This is a genomic window from Nitrincola iocasae, from assembly GCF_008727795.1.
GTDB lineage: Bacteria > Pseudomonadota > Gammaproteobacteria > Pseudomonadales > Balneatricaceae > Nitrincola > Nitrincola iocasae.
Genome location: NZ_CP044222.1, coordinates 1,261,498 through 1,281,453, shown reverse-complemented (window position 1 = coordinate 1,281,453; position 19,956 = coordinate 1,261,498). Strand labels below are relative to the sequence as shown.

Sequence of the window (19,956 nt, the reverse complement as noted above, 5' to 3'; positions counted from 1 at the left end):
ACCTTGTATAAATTTCCTCCTGAATTCAACTATTAACTGCAACACCCGCTCATATTCTGTCGCAATTGCTCTTTAAAAATTACGTCTGGTTGAATGAATCCCAGTATTTTCCTGGGACGCAGATTTAGCCTTACTTGAACCTTTGCAATCAGGGCTTGGGTTACAGTCCGCAAATCCGTGCCCTTGGGTATGTATTGACGCAATAGTCCATTTGCATTTTCGTTTGCGCCACGCTGATAAGACGCATAGGGATCTGCAAAGTAAACATCAGTATCCAGTTCACGAGCAATGCGTTTATGATCAGCGAATTCTAAGCCGTTGTCGGCGGTAATGCTGTGAACCAAAGCTTTAAAAGGCTGTAGCATATCTATCGTTGCTGCAGCCACCGCATCAGCACGTTTACTAGTCACTTTCCTAACTAAATAAAAGCGGCTTTTTCGCTCTAAAATAGTCACGATAGCCCCCGTTCCTTGTTTGCCAATGACCGTGTCTATTTCCCAGTCACCATAGCGGCCTCGATCATCAATAATCCGAGGTCTATCGTGTATTGAGCGCCTACCCAGGATACGGCCCCGCTGCTTGTGAAGCCGCTTTTTATAACGTTTTAACCGATGTCTCAGATGGGTAAACAAAGCGCCACCCTCATTGAAATCAGCCAGTACATAGCTATAGATCCACTCGTGACTGACGGTGTAGCCAATCCTAATGCAAATAGCCGATATCTGTTCAGGACTCCAGTCAAGTTCGAGCATGAAATCAACGGCATTCTTTGTGTTCTCACATATTCGCTTAGCTTTTGGCTTTAAACGGCGAAATAATGAGTACTGTTGAGCTCTATCGGGGTCATATTGACCTGCTTCATCTCTGTTACGTCGCAACTCTCGATTAACGGTCGAAGGTGCAATGTTTAGTTTTCTTGCAATCTCTCGCTGTGAAAAATCTTGTGAGAGAAACGACGAAATCTGGTATCGTTGTCCCTCGGTCAGCTGCCGATAACTCATGTGTAGATCTCATTTTTTTTGGTCGAAAAATAAGGCTACCACATTTCGGTAGCTGGCCTCTCTCCGACCTGGCCCATTACATGAGTGTTGCGGTTATTATCTGAATTCAGGCCTTATAAAACCCTTAAGGCCTCCCTTAAATAGTAAACCTGAATTCAAAAAAACAATAGAAATATCTCCAAACAACGGTTCAAGGGGTCTTCAAGGGGTCGGTCTTCAAGGGGTCAGCCAACTTGATCTAAACCCTGTCTTCAAGGGGTCAGCCAACTTGATCTAAACCCTGGGTTAGCATTTGGCAAACTTCCCAAATCGCGTTATAGTTCGTTCGCAGTCATCAGGGAGTAGGCTGTCTCATGTAAATCATCAGCATGGGTGTCATTCAACAAGGAGTGTTTTATGGGCAAGCCCTCTGCACGTTTAGGCGACAACCACAGCTGTCCTGCCGTTACCGGTAAAACCCCGCATGTTGGCGGCCCCATTTCCAGTGGTTCTAGCGATGTTTTTATAGGCAATCAACCGGCTGGGCGTGTGGGTGATAGCCTGGTGTGCAATGGCCCTCCGGATACCCTTGTCAGTGGTTCTGCCACGGTGTTTATCAATGGCCGCCCTGCAGCACGTATGACCGATTCCACCGCCCATGGCGGGGTGATTATCGGTGGACTGGGGTCTGTGCTGATCGGTGATGGCGCAGCCGCTAGTTCAGGTGAAGGCGAAGCTGACCAAATTGCGCCCTGCTCCCCCAATTGTGGCAATCCGGTTAACCCGATTCTCGGCTCCAAGTTACTGCCCGCCACCACTGACTTTGCGTTGCCAGCACCGGCTCCGTTTGTTTTTAGCCGTGGTTATGTTTCCAGCAATGCCAACATCGGTATACTAGGGCAAGGCTGGTCAGTCACGGGCAACAACTTGCGTTTAACCCTCGAGCCTATAGAAACACCGGAGTCTAATGGAACAGACGCCACGGATGCGTTAGCCGAGTTTGACGACTTCGCATTAGAGCACAGCACCGAAGTCACGAATCAGCCAGTTAATCAATTGATCTTGCATGATGCCCATGGTCGGCGGATTCGCTTTTCAGAATTAGCCCCCGGTGCTGTGGTCTATTCAGATTCTGAACAATTTTGGTTGGCCCGTGGCGGTGTTCAAGACCTATCCGATCAACAACCCACACAGTCCACAAACCCACATCCAAGCCAGCACCCCGCGTTTAACGGTCTACCTGAATCTGAAACTCTTGATGAAAATCTCTACTTCGTATCCACCGGCCAGCGTGTCTATCTGCTTAAACCCTGTGCACTGGATTGGCAGCTAGCCGCTGAATATACCCAACAGGGTTACGGCACCACCTATGAACGTGATGCCGCCGGTCTGATTCAGCAGGTGATTGACAGTGCTGGCCGACGCTACCAGTTTCATTATCAAGTGGCTGCCAACCCCGAACCTGACGACCCCAAGGTGCGCTTAAATGCGGTCGATGTCGATGGCGAAGCTGCCTGCCAACTGGTTCAATTTGACTACAACGCCACGGGTGATTTAATCGCTGCCCGCGATCGTACCCATCGAATCGTAATTGAGTATCAATGGACTCAGCATATACTAACCGGTTACACCCAGCCGGGCCGTCGCACCATGCACTACGAATGGACCGAGCACACCCCGCAAGGCAAGGTACTCAAACAGATTGAAGAAGACGGCCTAACACGCACATATGATTATCAAGACACCTTCACCCGTGTCACCGATAATCTCGGACGTGAGGAGCGTTATGCCTTTACCGGCAGCGGCCCTAATCTACGCTGGAGTGCACATCACCGCGCGGACGGTAGTGAAATTCACTACAGCTACAATAAACAGGGCCAGCGGTTATCTGAGATCGACCCATTGGGTGGCGTCACCAGTTATCAACGTGATGGCTACGGTCAGCTGATTTATGTTTCTCTACCGGATAAACAGCACTACCGCTACCAACGGGATGCCAATGGACGTCTGACACAGACCCAAGCTCCTGATGGTGCAACCCATCAGTTTCAATATGATGATCAGGGCAATATCTCTGCCATCACTGATGCTCTTCAGCACACCTCGCAGATTGAGTATGATTATCCGAGCTTACCGGACAGACCCACACGACGCATTGATCCAGAAGGCGCAACGCACCACTATACCTGGACAGACTTGGGCCAGCTGGCCAGTGTCACCGACTGCTCTGATCAGACCACCCGTTACGAATACGATGCCTTCGGGCAACTGATTCGAGTCACTGATCCGCTGGAGCAGGTCACCCGGTTCGAATACAACGCTGTTGGCCAACGCACCGCCGTCATCTTGCCGGATCGCAGTCAGTTGCACTACACCTACAATGACGAGGGCTTATTGAGTGAAGCCCGCGATGCCAACGGGGTGTTCCAGTCACTGCGCTACGATGTTAAAGGCCAGGTCATCGCCGAGACCGATGCCAATGGACATACCCGCCGTTATCGTTATGACCTGGCCGGTCGTCCGATTGAGATCACCAACGCCAATGGCGCGACCTATGCGTTTGAGTATGACACCCTGGACCGGGTGGTGCGCGAGGTCGGCTTTGATGGCCGTGAACGGATGTATACCTATAACCTGCGCGGAGATCTGATCCAGCAGCAGGAAGTGGTCAATGGCGAAACGCAATCCACGACCTTGCATTATGATGCCCTCGGCCGTTTGCTGACCCGTGAACTGCCTGCTACTGAAATGACACCCGAACAGGTGGAGCACTTCCGTTACGATGCTGTCGGTCGCCTGGTCCAGGCGGATAATATTTATGCGCGGGTTGAATGGACTTACGATCCCTCCGGGGCGCTCCTGATTGAACAGCAATGGCATAAAAACGCGCACCTCGCACTGCAACGTGCTGAAGCCGAGCCACCGGCATGCGACCCATTCCTGCCCCCTATACCGGTTAAAGAGGTTGTCTGGGAGTGGCATAATCAAACCGAATACAACTCGCAGGGCCTACCCACGCTAACCCAACAGGGTGAGCATCCCATGGGCTGGCTCACGTATGGCAGTGGGCATCTACTCGCATTACGCCTGGGTACCCTGGAATTCTCTATTGAACCCGATGCCCTGCATCGTGAACAGAAACGCCAGATCCAGGTCAGAGATCAGGCGGCCCCCCTGCTCACCCGGGAACGGCGTTACAGCCCAGTAGGTTTACTGGAAGCACAACGCGATATCTACCTGGGGGGTACACACCCCCTGTCTGACCACAGCGATCCGATTCAGATCAATCAATACCACTACGATGCCCGTTACCGCTTAACCGGCATCACCCAGTCAACACCTGCGTCAGCACCCGGGCATCCCCTGCTCACTCAGCTTGCTCAGACCTTTGAATACGATCCGGCAGGGCGTTTAACCGCCAGCCAGCTCAATCAACGCGGTGCGGTTACATCACACCACTACGCCCTGGACACCGAAGGCAATCGCATCGGCTATGGCACGTCAGCGCAACAAGCCCAGTGGCACAACAACCGGGTCACCCAACACAAAGACGCCGAATTAAGTTACGATGCGGCCGGCAACCTGATTAAAAAACGCACACACCACGACGAACAGCGCTACCACTATGACGCACTGAACAGGCTCTCTTATGTAGAACGCCAACAACCGGGCTTTCCGAACTTGCGCATCTATTATGTTTACGATGCTCTCTCACGTCGTATTTGCAAGCAAGTCATCCCCGACCGTAGCCCCGTACACATGACCCGCTTCGGTTGGAACGGAGATCAACTCGTTCACGAAGACGACGGCGAGCAACGCACCACGGTGTTCTACGAACCCGGCACCTTTGTGCCGTTGTTTCGGGTGGATGAATTGGGTGTGAATGCACTGGAAGCCCAAGGCATCACACTCGAGCAACTGATACAGGAAAACATCGACACCTCCCGATACAGCGCCTTCATCACCGACCACCTCGGCACCCCGACCAAACTGATCGACGAAGACGGCCACCTCCTCTGGAGCGCAGAACCCGATGACTGGGCAGCCATCAAAGACGAACGCACGGTGCCGAACCTACAACAACCGATACGTTTTCAGGGGCAATGGCAGGATGAAGAAACCGGGCTGTACTACAACCGCTATCGCTACTATGATTCCAAACAAGGGCGGTATATCACCCAAGATCCGATTGGATTGGCGGGGGGATTAAATAGTTATGCGTATGTAGCCAACCCGACGGGGTGGGTGGATCCGTTGGGGTTGGATCCCGAGTTAGGGAATTATTCTTCTGTACAAAAGAGAGATACAGGGTGGTGGGCTCAGACAAAAGCCTTTGTAAAGGGCGCCATTAGTTATCCTAAGGATGTTGTTCGAACAGCGGTTACTGGTGGGAGTGTCGTATGTGAAGGTTTCTCTACGGCTTGTGCTCAAAATGTCGAAAATTCAAGGCGCATAGGTAGGGCTCTCCATGATTGCAACAACGATCCTGAAGTCGCGAAGCAAGTTGATATGGCAAACAAGTTGGCGACTCAGGTGGTTATGAATGATCCTGTTATTCAATCGCAAATTGCAGGAAGAGCTACGGTCGCCACGATAGTGGGTACTGGAGGAGCGATTGGAATGGGGTTAAATGTAATGGCGATTACAGGAGGAGCGTTGAGGGCTTCGGAGGCTGGAGGTGATTTTCTTGATACCTCTGAGTTGGTGCAAGGGGCATTAGGGGTGGATTTAGAATGATAAGAAAAAAATGTCCAGGCTGTGGAGCAAAAACAGCTTTTTTCAAATCTGTTTTTGCCAGTAGGAGTTTTCCATTTACTTGTCGATATTGTGGTGAAAAGCAGTTTCGACGACATGATTTTACAAAACTCCTTGCCTATTTTGGTGCTTCTATTGGCTTGTTTGCTTTGCTATTCCTTTTCATGACAAAGGGGTTGCAAATAGCAATTATCTTACTTTTTGGTTTTTTATGTTTGTTGTTTTTGGCGTATGTATCTGAGCTATTTATATTCGATTTGTCAGGGTATGGAGATCAAGAAAAAAATCGAGTAGCGATTCAATCCAAAAGGAATATATGGATTACGATAGTGGTCATATTTTTGGGTGTGATTTTCTATTTTTTTGACCTCTGAGCTTTAGGACATGTGGCTGCGTATCCAGAGACTTGGGCACATCTTTTGGGCGCACGAAATTGCCAAACGTGTTCAAGTGTTCAAGGGGTCTTCTTGAACCTCCCCTAGTTTAACGGACACTTTAAATCAGCGACAATGCTGGCTAAGGAGTGTTCAACATGATTATGAAACGTAAGCCGTATAAAACCTATACCAAGGAATTCAAGCAAGAGGCCATCCGGATGATGGAAGAGTCTGGAAGGCCAGCTGCCGAGATTGCCATGGAGCTTGGGATTCGCCGAAACCAGCTCTACAAGTGGAAGGAGCAGCTTCAAAGCCAGGCTGAACAGGCTTTCTCAGGAAACAGAGGCCGCCCCAAGAAAGAGAATCAGAGTGAGTTAACCACTCTGCGGCGGGAGAATGAGCGGCTGAAGGAGGAGCTGGAAATCATAAAAAAGGCCGCGGCGTACTTTGCGAAGGAATTCAAGTGAAGTACGCATTCATTGGTGAGCACAGCAAAGATCACAGCGTTATTCGCCTCTGTCAGGCCCTGGAGGTATCACCCAGTGGTTACTATGACTGGCGCAACCGGCCAGAGAGCGACCGTGCCAAGCAGAACCGGAAGTTGGTGACGAAGATATCACTGTTCCACAAGGCCAGCCGTGGGATCTACGGTTCACCCCGTATTCACCGAGACCTTTTGGAATCGGGTGAAGCGGTGAGTGAAAAGCGTGTAGCCAGACTGATGCGAGAGAATAACATCCAGTCGAAAATGGCACGCCGATTTGTAATCACTACCGACTCAAAGAATACTATGCAGCCAGCGCCAGACAGGCTCAAGCGTGAGTTCGATGTCGATTTACCCGATAAAGCCTGGGTGACGGACACGACGTTCATTCCTACGCGTCAAGGCTGGCTGTATTTGGCCGTGGTGATTGAGTTGTATTCACGCCAGGTGCTGGGGTGGGCAATGGGAGACAAGAATAACGCTCAGCTTGTCCAGGATGCCCTGACGATGGCTGTCTGGCGTCGAGGTAAGGTAGACTCAGTTATCGTCCATTCGGACCAGGGAAGCACCTATGCCTCGGGCAGCTACCAGCGGCTACTAAAGGAAAACAAACTACTTTGCAGCATGAGCCGGAAAGGGGAATGTCTCGATAACGCTGTGGCAGAGAGCTTCTTCGGAACGCTGAAAACGGAACTGGTCTACGACGAGGACTATCGGTCGAGAGATGAAGCAAAGAAAAGCCTGTTTGAATACATTGAAGTCTTCTATAACAGGCGCAGACGGCATTCTTATCTGGGCTATATCAGTCCAGTGGAATACGAGGCTAAGTACGCCTCTTAATTAAACCGTCCGTTTTATTGGGGGAAGCTCAGCCTTCTTGATATAACCAGACTGTTATGAATAAACTTTCAGCATGAAAGCCATTCAACAAGGAACGTTTCCTGAATTCAGATAATAACCGCAACACTCATGTGACCGAACCAGGTCGGAGGGAGGTCAGCTTGTGCTGCATTAACCCTCCTTGATCAATACAAGCCGCCATAAAGATAAGCACAAAGAGCAAGCCTATCAGATTAAACAGGCCATACGCATCAATCGATCTCTAATGCTCTGCTCTTTGGTGTCAGTTATGTCCATTTGCGTTGGTTTCATCAACTATAACTATCCATTGTATGCTTTTTATTGCGTCTGCAGCCTTGCTCGGATTTCACGCTGCTCGGCTGGGGTTGGCGGTGGATAAGGGATGCCTTTTTCGATTAGAAGGGCTTTAATCTGTTCTAGCAGTGGTCCAAACTGCATACGCGAATCAGATTCTACCTTATATAAATTAGTGGCTATAGAGCCTCCTGTACTCGAGATTAAGTTTGGTGCAGATCCTCGTTGTATTAATTCCAAAGCAAATGCGTATCTACTAACGTAAACAGCATGTAAAGCAGCATTAGCACCTGAATTATCCACTGCATCCATATCAGCACCGGCCGCTAGCAGAATTTCAAAATGCTCCCAGTTATCCTGGCTTATAGCTTTGAATAAAGGACGCTGATTTGTTGCATTTGTAGAATTAGGATCTGCACCATACTGCAACAACAATTTCAGTAAAGCGGTATTATTACCACCAGCAATTATGGCCAGTGGTTGACTATAAGTGACACCAACCAGCCTATTTGAATACTTAACTGGAAAATTTGGATCCGCACCCAACTGCAACATCAACTCCGTCGCTTGAAGATCCCATTGCATAATGATCCACATCAGTGGTGTGATGCCTTCACGACCATTGATATTCAAATCAAGCCCTTGATCACGTACCGACTGTGCTTGCTGACGATCGTTTCGTTTAACTGCATTTAGAAATGCTACCATCGGTTCATCAAAATATTGATCCGCTGGAAATTGTTTGTTGTTCATAGCTGTTCCTACCTGTAAGCATCCGGTTAAAAGTATAGTGAGACCTAAGGACATTAGGGTCCAAAGTGTGCGCTGTTGTATATCACCGGTCATAACATTCCTTTGGCATGGTTGGAAATGGTTTGAATATCTTCTTGCTTTTGTGCTTCTATCCCTTGTACAACTTGATCCATTCCATGTCGAGCCAACGGATTTCCCCCTTTTACGCTAGGTAAAGTCGACAAGCTACCGGATGCTTTAGGCAACCAGTTTAGTCCGGCAAAGCCCATTCCCGTTATAAAAGCTCCTACAGGGCCTGCCACCTTGGCGGCAAGACCTGTGACTAAGGCTTTTACACCTGTACTTTGTGCTAAAGTCAATACTTCACCCCTAACGGCCTGGGATTGTATTAAAGCTCTCGTTTCTTCAAAAGATAAAGCACCGTTTTCCAACTCCCGTGAAAGCGTTTTAGGGTGCAGACCTGCTGAGTTAAAGGTATAGCCTTGAGCTCCCGTCACCCCTACTGCTGCACTCGCTAATCCACCTCCTAAAGAATGACCAACATTCACAAAATCCCCATCTAAAGCTTCATCAACATGCCTACTCAACCTTATCGCCTGCGTATATTGCTCAGATTCAATCCCTAGGCCCTGCTGAGCGTTATTTTTCCAGTCTACACCTGAGGTTGTCCCCCTAAAGGTCAACATGGTTTCGCCAGTGATATCAGACTCAAATAGAGCGGCACCAAAGCCGGTTTCATCATTTAAAAAATCGCTTGGTTCCAAGCCTTTTTCTATTAGCTCATCAGCACCAAGAGCCCTAAGGCCTTCAGGGGGTTCAGGTAATACATCTGATTCACCACGATAATAGGCATCGTGAGCGTAGACATACTGAGCGGCTTCAGCCCGTATGATGTTATCATTATTAAAATCTAGACGCTCACGGGCATTGGTCAGTTCGGGAATATCAGCTGTGGTGCTAATCAGCTCCTTGCGCATCTCATAGCGTTCTTTGCGTGTAATACCTTCTTCGGATTCCAACTGGGCAGCAGATGCCTCGGGCACACTACCGCCGACTTCTTTTCCACTGAACATCGCCAACCCGGCGGCCATGACGGGGGTAACGTTGGATAGTAGTGACGCAGTATCTGGTTCATCCGGCCCTTCAGGGCTAGCCCCTGACGCCGCTCCGCAGTTGATATTCACTGAGCTACCATCGATATTCACCGCACTGTCACCCAGAATATGAATGGTGGGGCTGTCGAGGTGGATGGCACTGGGCGTTAGCACGATTTTGGAGGCACCGCAGACCAGCTCGATGGTTTCACCCGCTTCGATGCTCAGGGTCTTACCGACTTTTAAGCTGTCTTTGATGCCCACGCGTTGGATTCGAGATATGCCGACAAGGCTTTGCTGCATGCCGCCCACGGTGAGGGTTTCATTCAGGCCCACCGCTTGAATGCGGGCTAAACCGACACTTTTGATCTCGGTTTTGCCGATGCTATGAGTGTGGTTTTTGGCAATCGAGACCTTTTCGTTACCACCCACGGTTTCTTTACGGTTGTTGACGATGCTGATGGTTTCGTTATTGCCGACGTCTTCGGTACGGTCATGTCTAACGACGACCGTTTCATCCCGATCGATGGTTTTTTCCCGGTCGCGACCGACCCAATGGGTTTCATCGTTCTCGACTTCGATATCCTGGTTCTTTTCGGCGTGGATAAAGAGTTGTTCTTCGCCTTTCAGGTCTTCAAAGCGAATACAGTTGGCATTATCCGCCGTACCCCCTTTACTGGATCGAGTGAGGACACCACTTTGGGTTTTGTTGGCGGGCAGGTTCCAGGGCGGCATCTGTTCGGCGTTGTAGACCCGACCGGTGATAATGGGGCGATCGGGGTTGCCATCGTAGAAGTCGACAATGACTTCTTGACCGATACGGGGTATGTAAATCGAGCCCCAGTTTTTACCGGCCCATTGATGACTGACACGGACCCAGCAGGAGCTATTCTCGTTATATTCGCCGTAACGATCCCAGGGGAACTGAACTTTGACCCGACCGAACGCATCGGTGTAGATCTCTTCACCTGGAGGGCCTACCACCCTGGCGTGCTGTGGGCCGAGCATTTTGGGCCAACCGGTTTTTAGTGGCGGTCGGTAGACGCGTGAGGCGGGCATGCACACAAAACAGTTTTCGTAATGGCGTGTTTCTTCATCGCGACTGGTGTAGCTGTAATCTGCGGCGTCGTGCTGGATACTCACCAACAGATAGGTATCGAGTTCACCGGGGTTGTCATCGTGTCGGGATAGATCAAAGGTGTGGCCTGTGCGGAAAGTGCGGCAGGTACTTTTGCCCAACACCTGATCATGCAGCGCTTCGTCGTGTTCGATACGCAGGCGTGTGAGGTTCTCAGCCAAGCCTTTGTTGTAATAACGGCCCGGGTAAAGATATTGCTCATAGCGTCCGATACCCGGTACGTCCATATCACCCTTGATACCGGTTTGCATCACATCGGATGGTTTTTTGAAGTCGTAATCGCGTTTGGCGTAGCGTCCGGTACGAAAGCTGTGCTGGTGTGACCAGCTATGTATAGAGTGCGCACTTAAGGAGCCGGTGCGGTAGGTGACGGAGCTTTCTTCACAGGTTTCCGGGGCACTGCTATGGTCTGCCAGCACGAGGATATGCTGGCCTTGGCTGTGCTTGAAGAAGTAGTAGATGCCCTCTTCTTCAAACAGACGGGATAAAAAGGTGAAATCACTTTCCTGATACTGCACACAGTAATCACGGACAGGGTGCTGACCGATCAAGCGAAATTCAAAATCACTGAAACCGTTATCGGCAAACACCTCGCTGGCAATCTGGCGGATATTTTTGTGCTGAAAGACTTTGGAGTCACTGGTTTGGGTTAAAAACCATAACCAGGGCACGACTTCTGCCGAGTAACAGCGTAAGTCTTGCAGCTGACTGCCTTCACCCCGAAACTGGCGTACAAAACCGTTAATCACCGTATGTGAGTCAGTTTTGAGGCCCTGATCATCCGCTTGCATCAGTTTGAGGGTGACGTTCTTTCCGACAATCTCAGCAGGCAAAATCGATTGGCGAGTCGAGTACATCTCGATCTCAAAGGAAAACAGACTGGAGAGCGCCTCTTCACCTTCAATGCGCGTCAGCAGCAAGGTATCTTGGCCTAAGGGGCTGTCGATTGACAACAGGCGAGGTTGTTGCGAAAAATGAGCCATGGTATTTCCTTTACAAGCACATTTTGGAGTGACATGGTTGAGCGTCCAAGCGGATAAAACTATCACCCTTGTTTTGGTACGTCAATATTACTTGCCCCCCTCCCCACCACTGTGATTATTTTCTGGGGAAATCAACTCGCCTTCTGTTTAGTGTGAGGAGTCAAAGAATCGACATGTATCAAATACCGACGCAGATAATTACTTGCCACTACTGTGCAAGTGACGTTTCAACATTCTGTAGGAGCTCACCCTGTGAGCGAACCCGCTTTCGCCCGCGGAGCGGGCTCCCACAGGCGGGCTCTTACATTAGTTTAGAAATACACCAGACCTACACTGATGATCACCCCAGTAATGAATAACTGAACCAGGCAAAATCCCATGATATCCTTTGCCTTGAGTCCCGCAATAGCCAACATGGGCAATGCCCAGAAAGGCTGTAACAGGTTAGTCCAGGCATCTCCCCAGGCCACAGCCATCGCAACTCTGGCTACATCAGCTCCCAGCGCTTCTGCAGCGGGTAACATCACCGGTGCCTGAACTGCCCACTGACCACCACCGGATGGCACAAAGATATTCAGCAACCCAGCGCTGATAAACGTCCAGAAGGGCAAGCTGGTCTCTGTGGCAATGGCGACAAAACCCGATGAAATGGTCTGCGCCAATCCAGATTGCACCATAATCGCCATAATACCGGCATAGAAAGGGAACTGAATGACTATACCGGCCCCCCCTTTGATCGCTTCCTGTAGACAGTTCAGTAAACGTCGAGGTGTCTGATGCAGAATGATGGCTAGAAACAGAAAGGCAAAGTTGACCACATTCAGGTTCAAGGTGCCGCTGTTGACAAAATACTGTACTAACCAGGCAATACCCCCGAATCCAACCAGCCAGGCTAAGGTGCGGCTATTTTCTAAATGCTCAGCTGGTCGCGTAATTTCGGTATTCAGTTCGACCTCATCTTCCAGCTTGGCAGGGTCTATATATACGCTGTCTTTTTCATCCGGCATCATCAAGCGATTCACCAACGGCACAACCACGAATAAGGTAATCACTATAGCCAAATTAAAAAAGGCAAAAATAGTGTCTCCCGTGCCAATCACACCGATCTGATTTTCAGTAAAATGACCCGGTGTAGCGATCGTCAGTGGTACCGACCCCGCAAGCCCACCATGCCAGACAATGAACCCCGAGTATGCGCTAGCCACTAACAGGCGGTAGTCCATTCGGATAACACGTGCAAGCTGACGGGCAAACAGTGCACCAATGACCAGGCCGAACCCCCAGTTGATCCAACTCGCTGCCAAGGACACCAGTGTCACCAGAATAATTGCCTGACTGGGCGAATGCGCGTACCTGGCAATTCTGACTAAGCCCGCCTTGATTAACGGCGTACTGGCCAGCATGAAGCCTGTCAGCAACACCAACAGCATCTGCATGGAAAAAGCCAGCAGCCCCCAGAAACCATTACCCCAGAATTGCACCACTTCCAACGGTGTTTTACTTTCAACCAACATGGCTGCAACAAAGGCAACCAGTGTCAGCAGCAACACAAAGATGTATGGATCAGGAAGATAGCGCTCTACTAAGCGCACGAAGGGTTTAGCAACACGACTTAACATGGTTTTACCCCTATAACTATTATTTTTATTCCGTTATTTACATAGTAAACGCCTTGCCTATACGACTAAAGCACAGGATATTATAAAGTACAAGAAAATGATTCTTATTCATCATGCACGGCTAGCCAGTTAATCTCAATTGCTGTAGCCGGACCGATCACGGCATGATCCAGGCTCGGTGGTAGCATCAGCCAGCCGGGTGAGACTTGCAGGCGACCGCTCATGATTTCGGCACGGGTCTGGGGGTAGAGCGGATACTGAGTCGGGTCTGCATAACCATCGGGCCATAGCGGTTCCAGGGTATCCATATCATATTTGTCGGTGGCCCCCAGTGTATGCAGCAGCTCATGAGCGGCCACCAGGTTATTACGCCCGGCATGTGCTGCTCCGGCGTAGCCGTTAACCAGACCAATCAAGCCTTTCTGCAGACCCAGTGAATGCTGCATGGGTCCGGGATTATCCTGAGCATAAAAACGAATGAAGATCCGAATGGCATGGGGTTCCCGAACCGAATCATCATGACGCCACACCCAGAAGCGCATTTTTAACGCCCAAATCACTGCATCAACAATACTGGGATCCTGAGGAATATCTGGAGGTAAGGCATCCAGTTGCGTGGCCAGATTCACCTGTATCGGCTGCTCCAACCCCAGACGATAACGGCGCGATTCACGCTGAAAAAATGCTTCCATATCATCAAAGCTTGCATCAGACAGCGTGTCTATCCAAGCCTGCGTAGTCGTTGCCCCATCAGCATTGATGGGGTAGATCCACACAGAGGCGGGCGTTTGCCAGTTTTCCTGACGCGTTTGCGAGAACCACACATTCAGCAGCAACACCATCACCAACAAAGTCAGCAACAGTGTTCGCAATAAACTGAAGAACGTACGCCGGGTCATGGGTAACTATCCACCTTGGCAAAAAACTCACATAAAAATGCCTGCAACAACAAGATAGCGCAACAGCTTTCCCAGTGCGATAGTCACTACACTTAAACTGAAGCGAACGCCCAGCCAACCGGCGACAAAACATAGCGGATCACCAATAATCGGCAACCAGGCCATCAGCAATGCCAGTGCACCATAACGTTCAATCCAGCGCCGTGCATACTGATGCTGCGACTTCTCCAGGGTTTTCAGCGGATAGCGGGTTCGCAGCAACGTACCCATGGCAAAGGTCACCAGGCTGCCCAGCAGATTTCCGACCGTTGCACTCAGAATCAAAGGCGTGAGTGAATACTCCCCCTGATGCACCATCCAGGCCAGCAGTGCTTCAGAGCCGCCCGGCAGCAAGGTCGCCGAAATAAAGGCACTAACAAACAGCGCCAGTAAACTAACGTCCATTTACAGCCCGTGACATCATACTGGCCTGACCCAGGTACCCGGCGCCGTTTGATGCTCCTCAATCAACGATAGAAAAGCCTCACCATACAGATCGAATTTACGCTCACCTATGCCACTCAGACTACGCATCTGCTGTTCCGTCCGGGGACGATAGATCACCATTTCCATTAGTGTTGCATCATGAAAAATAACATAAGGCGGGACATCCTGCGTCTGAGCTAAACGTTTTCGCAGGGCTCGCAAATCTTCCCAGAGATTCTCTTCAGCCGGTTCCAGGCGGCGCATGGCCGGATTTGCGCGATCACGGCGTGCCGCCGTACGGAAATCGGTCTTGCCTTTGCCGGAGGGAATACGGGGATCTTTACGCAGTTCAATAGTTTCTTCACCCCGTAGCAATCCACGGCAGCGATCATTCAGCAACAGCACGCCATGCCCTTCGGCATCCACATTCAGTAAGCCTCGTGCTACCAGTTGGCGAAACACCGAGCGCCACTGATTACGATCCAGCTCTTTACCTATCCCCCAGGTGCTTATGCGCTGATGCTGATTCTGACGAACTTTATCCGTCTCCTGCCCTAGTAATATATCCACCACATGATTAACACCAAAGCGCTGACCACTACGATAAACCGCTGACAGCGCCTTGCGAGCGGCGTCGGTCGCATCCCAGACAGGTACCGGTTCAAGGCAGGTGTCGCAGTTACCACAAGGCGGATGATCCGGCTCGCCAAAATAACCGAGTAACACCTGACGTCGACAAGTGGTGATCTCGCACAACCCCAGCATCGCCTCCAGCTTCTGACGTTCAACCTGTTTATAGCGGTCTTCAGCCTGAGAATTTTCCAGCATCTGCCGCAGAAACAGCACATCCTGCAACCCATACACCATCCAGGCATCGGCCGGGAGTCCATCACGACCGGCACGCCCGGTTTCCTGATAATAGGCTTCAATCGAACGCGGCAGATCCAGATGTGCCACAAAGCGCACATTGGGTTTATCGATGCCCATACCAAAAGCAATAGTCGCCACCATAATGATCGATTCTTCAGTCAGAAAACGATGCTGATGATGCTGACGCAGATCCGCCGACAATCCCGCATGATATGGCAAGGCATTAAAGCCCTTATCACACAAAAAAGCGGCAGTTTCTTCAACCCGTTTGCGTGACAGACAGTAAACGACACCAACATCCTGCTCATGCTCAGTACGGATAAAACGCAGCAATTGCTCGCGGGCTTTTTCCTTCTGGCCAATACGGTAACGAATATTAGGTCGGTCAAACCCCTGAACAAAAAGACGAGCGTTGATCAACGCCAGACGTTTGACAATTTCGTCACGTGTACGAGCGTCAGCGGTGGCCGTTAACGCAACACGAGGCACACCGGGAAACAGCTCCGCCAATTGGCCGAGCTGCATGTATTCAGGGCGAAAATCATGCCCCCACTGAGACACACAATGGGCTTCATCTATGGCAAACAGTGCAATTTCAGTACGCTGCAACAGCGACAGGGTCCGCGGCTGCAACAGGCGCTCAGGAGCGACATACAACAGATCCAGCTGCCCGGTCAGCAACTGTTGCTCTGTCTGCTGCAGTTGTTCAAAGGCAATAGATGAGTTGAGACAACCTGCCCGAATCCCCAACTGAGACAAAGCGCTCACCTGATCCTGCATCAGCGCGATCAGCGGTGAAATCACCACCCCGGTACCACTGCGAACCAGGGAGGGCAACTGATAACACAGAGATTTCCCCCCGCCTGTCGGCATAACAACCAGTGCATCCTGGCCAGACAGCAGGGTACTGACCACTTCTTCCTGAGGGGTACGGAACTGGCTGAAGCCAAACACCTCAATCAGATTTTTTCGGGCAGATTCAAAAAGTGCGGAGTGATTTGTCATGGGCGGGTATTATCCGCGAACCCCCGCAGCTTGTCATCCGTGAATCCGTATAACCCGGTCAGCCAGTGGTATTTTCATCCTCACTATCAGCCACACCACCCAGTTTATTTTCCAGCTCATCCTGTATCTCTTGTTCAATTTTCTCACGCTCCTCAGGCGACATATTAGCCAGATCTTCCTCGGTTAACCCCTTCGATTGTAAATAGGCAAAACGTATACGCTCAGCCGGCGTCATATCCAGCATTGCCAGCAACTGATTGCGAACAGCTTCACGCTGTTGCTCTGCGGTTACCTCAGTCTCTGTTGAAGTCTTCGACTCGGTTTCTTCTTCTGACAAACCAACCGACGCCTGCGTATTAGATGATGAGGGCTGGTGCAACAGCCGCTCAAGCAGATCACCAAAACCACCTGATGGTGTTGTTTTATTCACCCGCATGCTAGTGTCCGGATGTAATACCCTGTAGGCTTTCACCTGATCCAGATCGATTTTCATCTTTCACTCCTCCTCTTCGGACTGTTCTATCCTCTACAGCAGAGTTAAAAGCAAAACCCAGACCAATAAAAAAACGCTTACACAAAAACAATAAGTTGTCTTATGATAACCCGCACCAAGATGTCAGCAATTGCCCATTTTGCAGGAAAACGGCAGGCATTTGCCGCCCCATCTACCCACTAAGCAACCCGTGATCAACCGCCATGCACTTAATCGACTGCGAGAACCAGCAACAGGGTGACGCCATTCTAGACATCTTCAACGATGCCATACTCCACACCACCGCCCTCTACGAATACCAACCCCGAGACCGACAAACCATCGATCGCTGGTTTGCCGATAAACAACAACTCAACCTGCCGGTGATCGGAGCACTTGATGAACACGGACAGCTAATGGGGTTTGCCAGCTATGGTCGCTTCCGCCCCTTCCCCGCTTTTAATACCACCGTAGAACACTCCATTTATCTGCACCCTGACTATCGTGGTCGGGGTATCGGCAAAGTACTGCTGCTCGCACTGATAGAACGTGCCCAATCGCAGCAATACCACTGCATGATCGGTGCTATCGATGCCGACAATGCCGCCAGCATCGCATTACACCAGGCACTAGGATTCCAAGAAACCGGCAGACTGCCCCAGGTTGGCTACAAGTTTGATCGCTGGCTGGATTTGGTGTTTTATCAGAAACAGCTAGAGGCTTGAATGCTCCAAACTCTTGGAATATATCTAGTTCAACGATAAGATCGGAGCCTGTTTTATTCGAGCTGAGGCCCACACATGTCATCCAAAGTCTATTGCACCGCTCAATTCCTGCCTAAACCTGGAAAAGAAACCGAGCTTTTCCAGGTACTGCAATCCCTTGAACCCAACACCCTAAGGGAAGATGGCTGTATTCAATACATCGTCACACGCCAGATCCACAGCGCATTTGCTGAAGGTACCAGCTTCCCCATCGTATTTCATGAAATCTGGAAAGACATGCCAAGCTTCGAAACCCACTGCCAACGCGATGAAATCAGCAACTTTTTCGAACGCTACTGCCTGGCTGAAGATGGCCTGGCAGCCGATTGGAATGTGTGTGTTTATTCAGACGAAGGCTAAAGCGCAACACAGATTCTGTTGCTGCTCTCCCATCAAGGGGTCAGCCAACTTGATTTGGCCCGCCACCTCTCGACTTATTGCTCAAGCTTAATACGCACATTACTACGAGAGATAGATAGCTGTTTGCTGATGGTCCGGACCGAAAGCCTCTGGCCGTTATCGTATAGTGCTTTGATTTTATGAATTATACCCCTCTCCTTCAAAACCCTTTCCCCTTGTTCATAATGATCAGGAAAAAGTACTGGTTTTGGTGGCCAAAGCTACCCTGAGGCTGGGTCAAAATTAATGGCCAGAGGTGGGTCAGTTTGAACCTCCCCTAGTTTAACGGACACTTTAAATCAGCGACAATGCTGGCTAAGGAGTGTTCAACATGATTATGAAACGTAAGCCGTATAAAACCTATACCAAGGAATTCAAGCAAGAGGCCATCCGGATGATGGAAGAGTCTGGAAGGCCAGCTGCCGAGATTGCCATGGAGCTTGGGATTCGCCGAAACCAGCTCTACAAGTGGAAGGAGCAGCTTCAAAGCCAGGCTGAACAGGCTTTCTCAGGAAACAGAGGCCGCCCCAAGAAAGAGAATCAGAGTGAGTTAACCACTCTGCGGCGGGAGAATGAGCGGCTGAAGGAGGAGCTGGAAATCATAAAAAAGGCCGCGGCGTACTTTGCGAAGGAATTCAAGTGAAGTACGCATTCATTGGTGAGCACAGCAAAGATCACAGCGTTATTCGCCTCTGTCAGGCCCTGGAGGTATCACCCAGTGGTTACTATGACTGGCGCAACCGGCCAGAGAGCGACCGTGCCAAGCAGAACCGGAAGTTGGTGACGAAGATATCACTGTTCCACAAGGCCAGCCGTGGGATCTACGGTTCACCCCGTATTCACCGAGACCTTTTGGAATCGGGTGAAGCGGTGAGTGAAAAGCGTGTAGCCAGACTGATGCGAGAGAATAACATCCAGTCGAAAATGGCACGCCGATTTGTAATCACTACCGACTCAAAGAATACTATGCAGCCAGCGCCAGACAGGCTCAAGCGTGAGTTCGATGTCGATTTACCCGATAAAGCCTGGGTGACGGACACGACGTTCATTCCTACGCGTCAAGGCTGGCTGTATTTGGCCGTGGTGATTGAGTTGTATTCACGCCAGGTGCTGGGGTGGGCAATGGGAGACAAGAATAACGCTCAGCTTGTCCAGGATGCCCTGACGATGGCTGTCTGGCGTCGAGGTAAGGTAGACTCAGTTATCGTCCATTCGGACCAGGGAAGCACCTATGCCTCGGGCAGCTACCAGCGGCTACTAAAGGAAAACAAACTACTTTGCAGCATGAGCCGGAAAGGGGAATGTCTCGATAACGCTGTGGCAGAGAGCTTCTTCGGAACGCTGAAAACGGAACTGGTCTACGACGAGGACTATCGGTCGAGAGATGAAGCAAAGAAAAGCCTGTTTGAATACATTGAAGTCTTCTATAACAGGCGCAGACGGCATTCTTATCTGGGCTATATCAGTCCAGTGGAATACGAGGCTAAGTACGCCTCTTAATTAAACCGTCCGTTTTATTGGGGGAAGCTCAGTTTAGTTGGCCATTAACAGATTAGAAGATTCTACTTTATCTGAGCTGCCTATGCGGCAGTGAACTATATGGCACAGGGCCGATGGTACCGGATGCATTTCTTAGCTGCCTATACGGCAGTGAACTTGAATTCTGTTGTCGTAGCTCGTCCCTTGTATTTCTGAGCTGCCTATACGGCAGTGAACGGAAGCTCATTTTCTGACCGGCACCCTG

At 50.3% G+C, this 19,956-nt stretch carries 16 protein-coding genes; 8 read left to right on the top strand and 8 right to left on the bottom strand.

The genetic code is table 11. The annotated features are described in order from the left end of the window. Positions 1-32: 32 nt before the first annotated feature. On the bottom strand, positions 33-1,001 hold the full coding sequence (locus F5I99_RS05835) for an IS30 family transposase (protein WP_151054086.1): 969 nt from the start codon (positions 999-1,001) through the stop codon (positions 33-35). A gap of 396 nt (positions 1,002-1,397) precedes the next feature. Between F5I99_RS05835 and F5I99_RS05830 the strand changes: the two genes are divergently transcribed. The 4 genes from F5I99_RS05830 (at position 1,398) to F5I99_RS05815 (ending at position 7,436) form a co-directional block, all read left to right on the top strand. Continuing rightward, positions 1,398-5,717 (top strand): RHS repeat-associated core domain-containing protein, encoded by a 4,320-nt coding sequence (locus F5I99_RS05830; protein ID WP_151054085.1) that lies wholly within the window; start codon positions 1,398-1,400, stop codon positions 5,715-5,717. Then, positions 5,714-6,109: a hypothetical protein gene (locus F5I99_RS05825; protein WP_151054084.1), complete on the top strand. Its 396-nt coding sequence runs from the start codon at positions 5,714-5,716 to the stop codon at positions 6,107-6,109. The genes F5I99_RS05830 and F5I99_RS05825 overlap by 4 nt, the downstream gene beginning before the upstream one ends. 158 nt (positions 6,110-6,267) lie before the next feature. Beyond that, complete coding sequence (locus tag F5I99_RS05820) at positions 6,268-6,579, top strand: transposase (protein WP_151053310.1); 312 nt, start codon at positions 6,268-6,270, stop codon at positions 6,577-6,579. Next, positions 6,576-7,436, top strand: coding sequence for an IS3 family transposase (locus F5I99_RS05815; RefSeq protein ID WP_191905919.1), 861 nt, complete (start codon positions 6,576-6,578; stop codon positions 7,434-7,436). The genes F5I99_RS05820 and F5I99_RS05815 overlap by 4 nt, the downstream gene beginning before the upstream one ends. 339 nt (positions 7,437-7,775) lie before the next feature. On the opposite strand, the gene F5I99_RS05810 is transcribed toward F5I99_RS05815, so the two are convergent. From F5I99_RS05810 to F5I99_RS05780, 7 genes are all read right to left on the bottom strand, one after another. Continuing rightward, positions 7,776-8,504 carry an ankyrin repeat domain-containing protein gene (locus tag F5I99_RS05810; protein WP_191905947.1) on the bottom strand — a complete coding sequence of 243 codons (729 nt, stop codon included), beginning with the start codon at positions 8,502-8,504 and terminating at the stop codon, positions 7,776-7,778. A gap of 89 nt (positions 8,505-8,593) precedes the next feature. Then, complete coding sequence (tssI, locus tag F5I99_RS19775) at positions 8,594-11,719, bottom strand: type VI secretion system tip protein TssI/VgrG (RefSeq protein ID WP_151054082.1); 3,126 nt, start codon at positions 11,717-11,719, stop codon at positions 8,594-8,596. Between the two features lie 311 nt (positions 11,720-12,030). Further along, on the bottom strand, positions 12,031-13,338 hold the full coding sequence (locus F5I99_RS05800; RefSeq protein WP_151054081.1) for a short-chain fatty acid transporter: 1,308 nt from the start codon (positions 13,336-13,338) through the stop codon (positions 12,031-12,033). Between the two features lie 104 nt (positions 13,339-13,442). Continuing rightward, complete coding sequence (locus F5I99_RS05795; protein WP_151054080.1) at positions 13,443-14,237, bottom strand: hypothetical protein; 795 nt, start codon at positions 14,235-14,237, stop codon at positions 13,443-13,445. Between the two features lie 27 nt (positions 14,238-14,264). Beyond that, positions 14,265-14,681 (bottom strand): YqaA family protein, encoded by a 417-nt coding sequence (locus F5I99_RS05790; protein ID WP_151054079.1) that lies wholly within the window; start codon positions 14,679-14,681, stop codon positions 14,265-14,267. A 15-nt stretch (positions 14,682-14,696) separates the two neighbouring features. Beyond that, positions 14,697-16,577 (bottom strand): DNA helicase RecQ, encoded by a 1,881-nt coding sequence (recQ, locus tag F5I99_RS05785; protein WP_151054078.1) that lies wholly within the window; start codon positions 16,575-16,577, stop codon positions 14,697-14,699. 58 nt (positions 16,578-16,635) lie between these two features. After that, positions 16,636-17,070 (bottom strand): hypothetical protein, encoded by a 435-nt coding sequence (locus F5I99_RS05780; RefSeq protein ID WP_151054077.1) that lies wholly within the window; start codon positions 17,068-17,070, stop codon positions 16,636-16,638. A gap of 203 nt (positions 17,071-17,273) precedes the next feature. Here F5I99_RS05780 and F5I99_RS05775 point away from each other — a divergent pair, with 203 nt between their 5' ends. The 4 genes from F5I99_RS05775 (at position 17,274) to F5I99_RS05760 (ending at position 19,712) form a co-directional block, all read left to right on the top strand. Next, positions 17,274-17,774, top strand: a complete 501-nt coding sequence (locus tag F5I99_RS05775) for a GNAT family N-acetyltransferase (protein ID WP_151054076.1) — start codon at positions 17,274-17,276, stop codon at positions 17,772-17,774. Between the two features lie 75 nt (positions 17,775-17,849). Then, complete coding sequence (locus F5I99_RS05770) at positions 17,850-18,173, top strand: putative quinol monooxygenase (protein ID WP_151054075.1); 324 nt, start codon at positions 17,850-17,852, stop codon at positions 18,171-18,173. 370 nt (positions 18,174-18,543) lie between these two features. After that, complete coding sequence (locus F5I99_RS05765; protein WP_151053310.1) at positions 18,544-18,855, top strand: transposase; 312 nt, start codon at positions 18,544-18,546, stop codon at positions 18,853-18,855. Then, positions 18,852-19,712 (top strand): IS3 family transposase, encoded by an 861-nt coding sequence (locus F5I99_RS05760; protein WP_191905919.1) that lies wholly within the window; start codon positions 18,852-18,854, stop codon positions 19,710-19,712. The genes F5I99_RS05765 and F5I99_RS05760 overlap by 4 nt, the downstream gene beginning before the upstream one ends. Positions 19,713-19,956 lie beyond the last annotated feature (244 nt).

Bases quoted from the DNA above. Each gene is read 5' to 3' on its own strand.
- F5I99_RS05835 (WP_151054086.1), bottom strand. From the start codon at position 1,001: ATGAGTTATCGGCAGCTGACCGAGGGACAACGATACCAGATTTCGTCG.
- F5I99_RS05830 (WP_151054085.1), top strand. From the start codon at position 1,398: ATGGGCAAGCCCTCTGCACGTTTAGGCGACAACCACAGCTGTCCTGCC.
- F5I99_RS05825 (WP_151054084.1), top strand. From the start codon at position 5,714: ATGATAAGAAAAAAATGTCCAGGCTGTGGAGCAAAAACAGCTTTTTTC.
- F5I99_RS05820 (WP_151053310.1), top strand. From the start codon at position 6,268: ATGATTATGAAACGTAAGCCGTATAAAACCTATACCAAGGAATTCAAG.
- F5I99_RS05810 (WP_191905947.1), bottom strand. From the start codon at position 8,504: ATGAACAACAAACAATTTCCAGCGGATCAATATTTTGATGAACCGATG.
- tssI (WP_151054082.1), bottom strand. From the start codon at position 11,719: ATGGCTCATTTTTCGCAACAACCTCGCCTGTTGTCAATCGACAGCCCC.
- F5I99_RS05800 (WP_151054081.1), bottom strand. From the start codon at position 13,338: ATGTTAAGTCGTGTTGCTAAACCCTTCGTGCGCTTAGTAGAGCGCTAT.
- F5I99_RS05795 (WP_151054080.1), bottom strand. From the start codon at position 14,237: ATGACCCGGCGTACGTTCTTCAGTTTATTGCGAACACTGTTGCTGACT.
- F5I99_RS05790 (WP_151054079.1), bottom strand. From the start codon at position 14,681: ATGGACGTTAGTTTACTGGCGCTGTTTGTTAGTGCCTTTATTTCGGCG.
- recQ (WP_151054078.1), bottom strand. From the start codon at position 16,577: ATGACAAATCACTCCGCACTTTTTGAATCTGCCCGAAAAAATCTGATT.
- F5I99_RS05780 (WP_151054077.1), bottom strand. From the start codon at position 17,070: ATGAAAATCGATCTGGATCAGGTGAAAGCCTACAGGGTATTACATCCG.
- F5I99_RS05775 (WP_151054076.1), top strand. From the start codon at position 17,274: ATGCACTTAATCGACTGCGAGAACCAGCAACAGGGTGACGCCATTCTA.
- F5I99_RS05770 (WP_151054075.1), top strand. From the start codon at position 17,850: ATGTCATCCAAAGTCTATTGCACCGCTCAATTCCTGCCTAAACCTGGA.
- F5I99_RS05765 (WP_151053310.1), top strand. From the start codon at position 18,544: ATGATTATGAAACGTAAGCCGTATAAAACCTATACCAAGGAATTCAAG.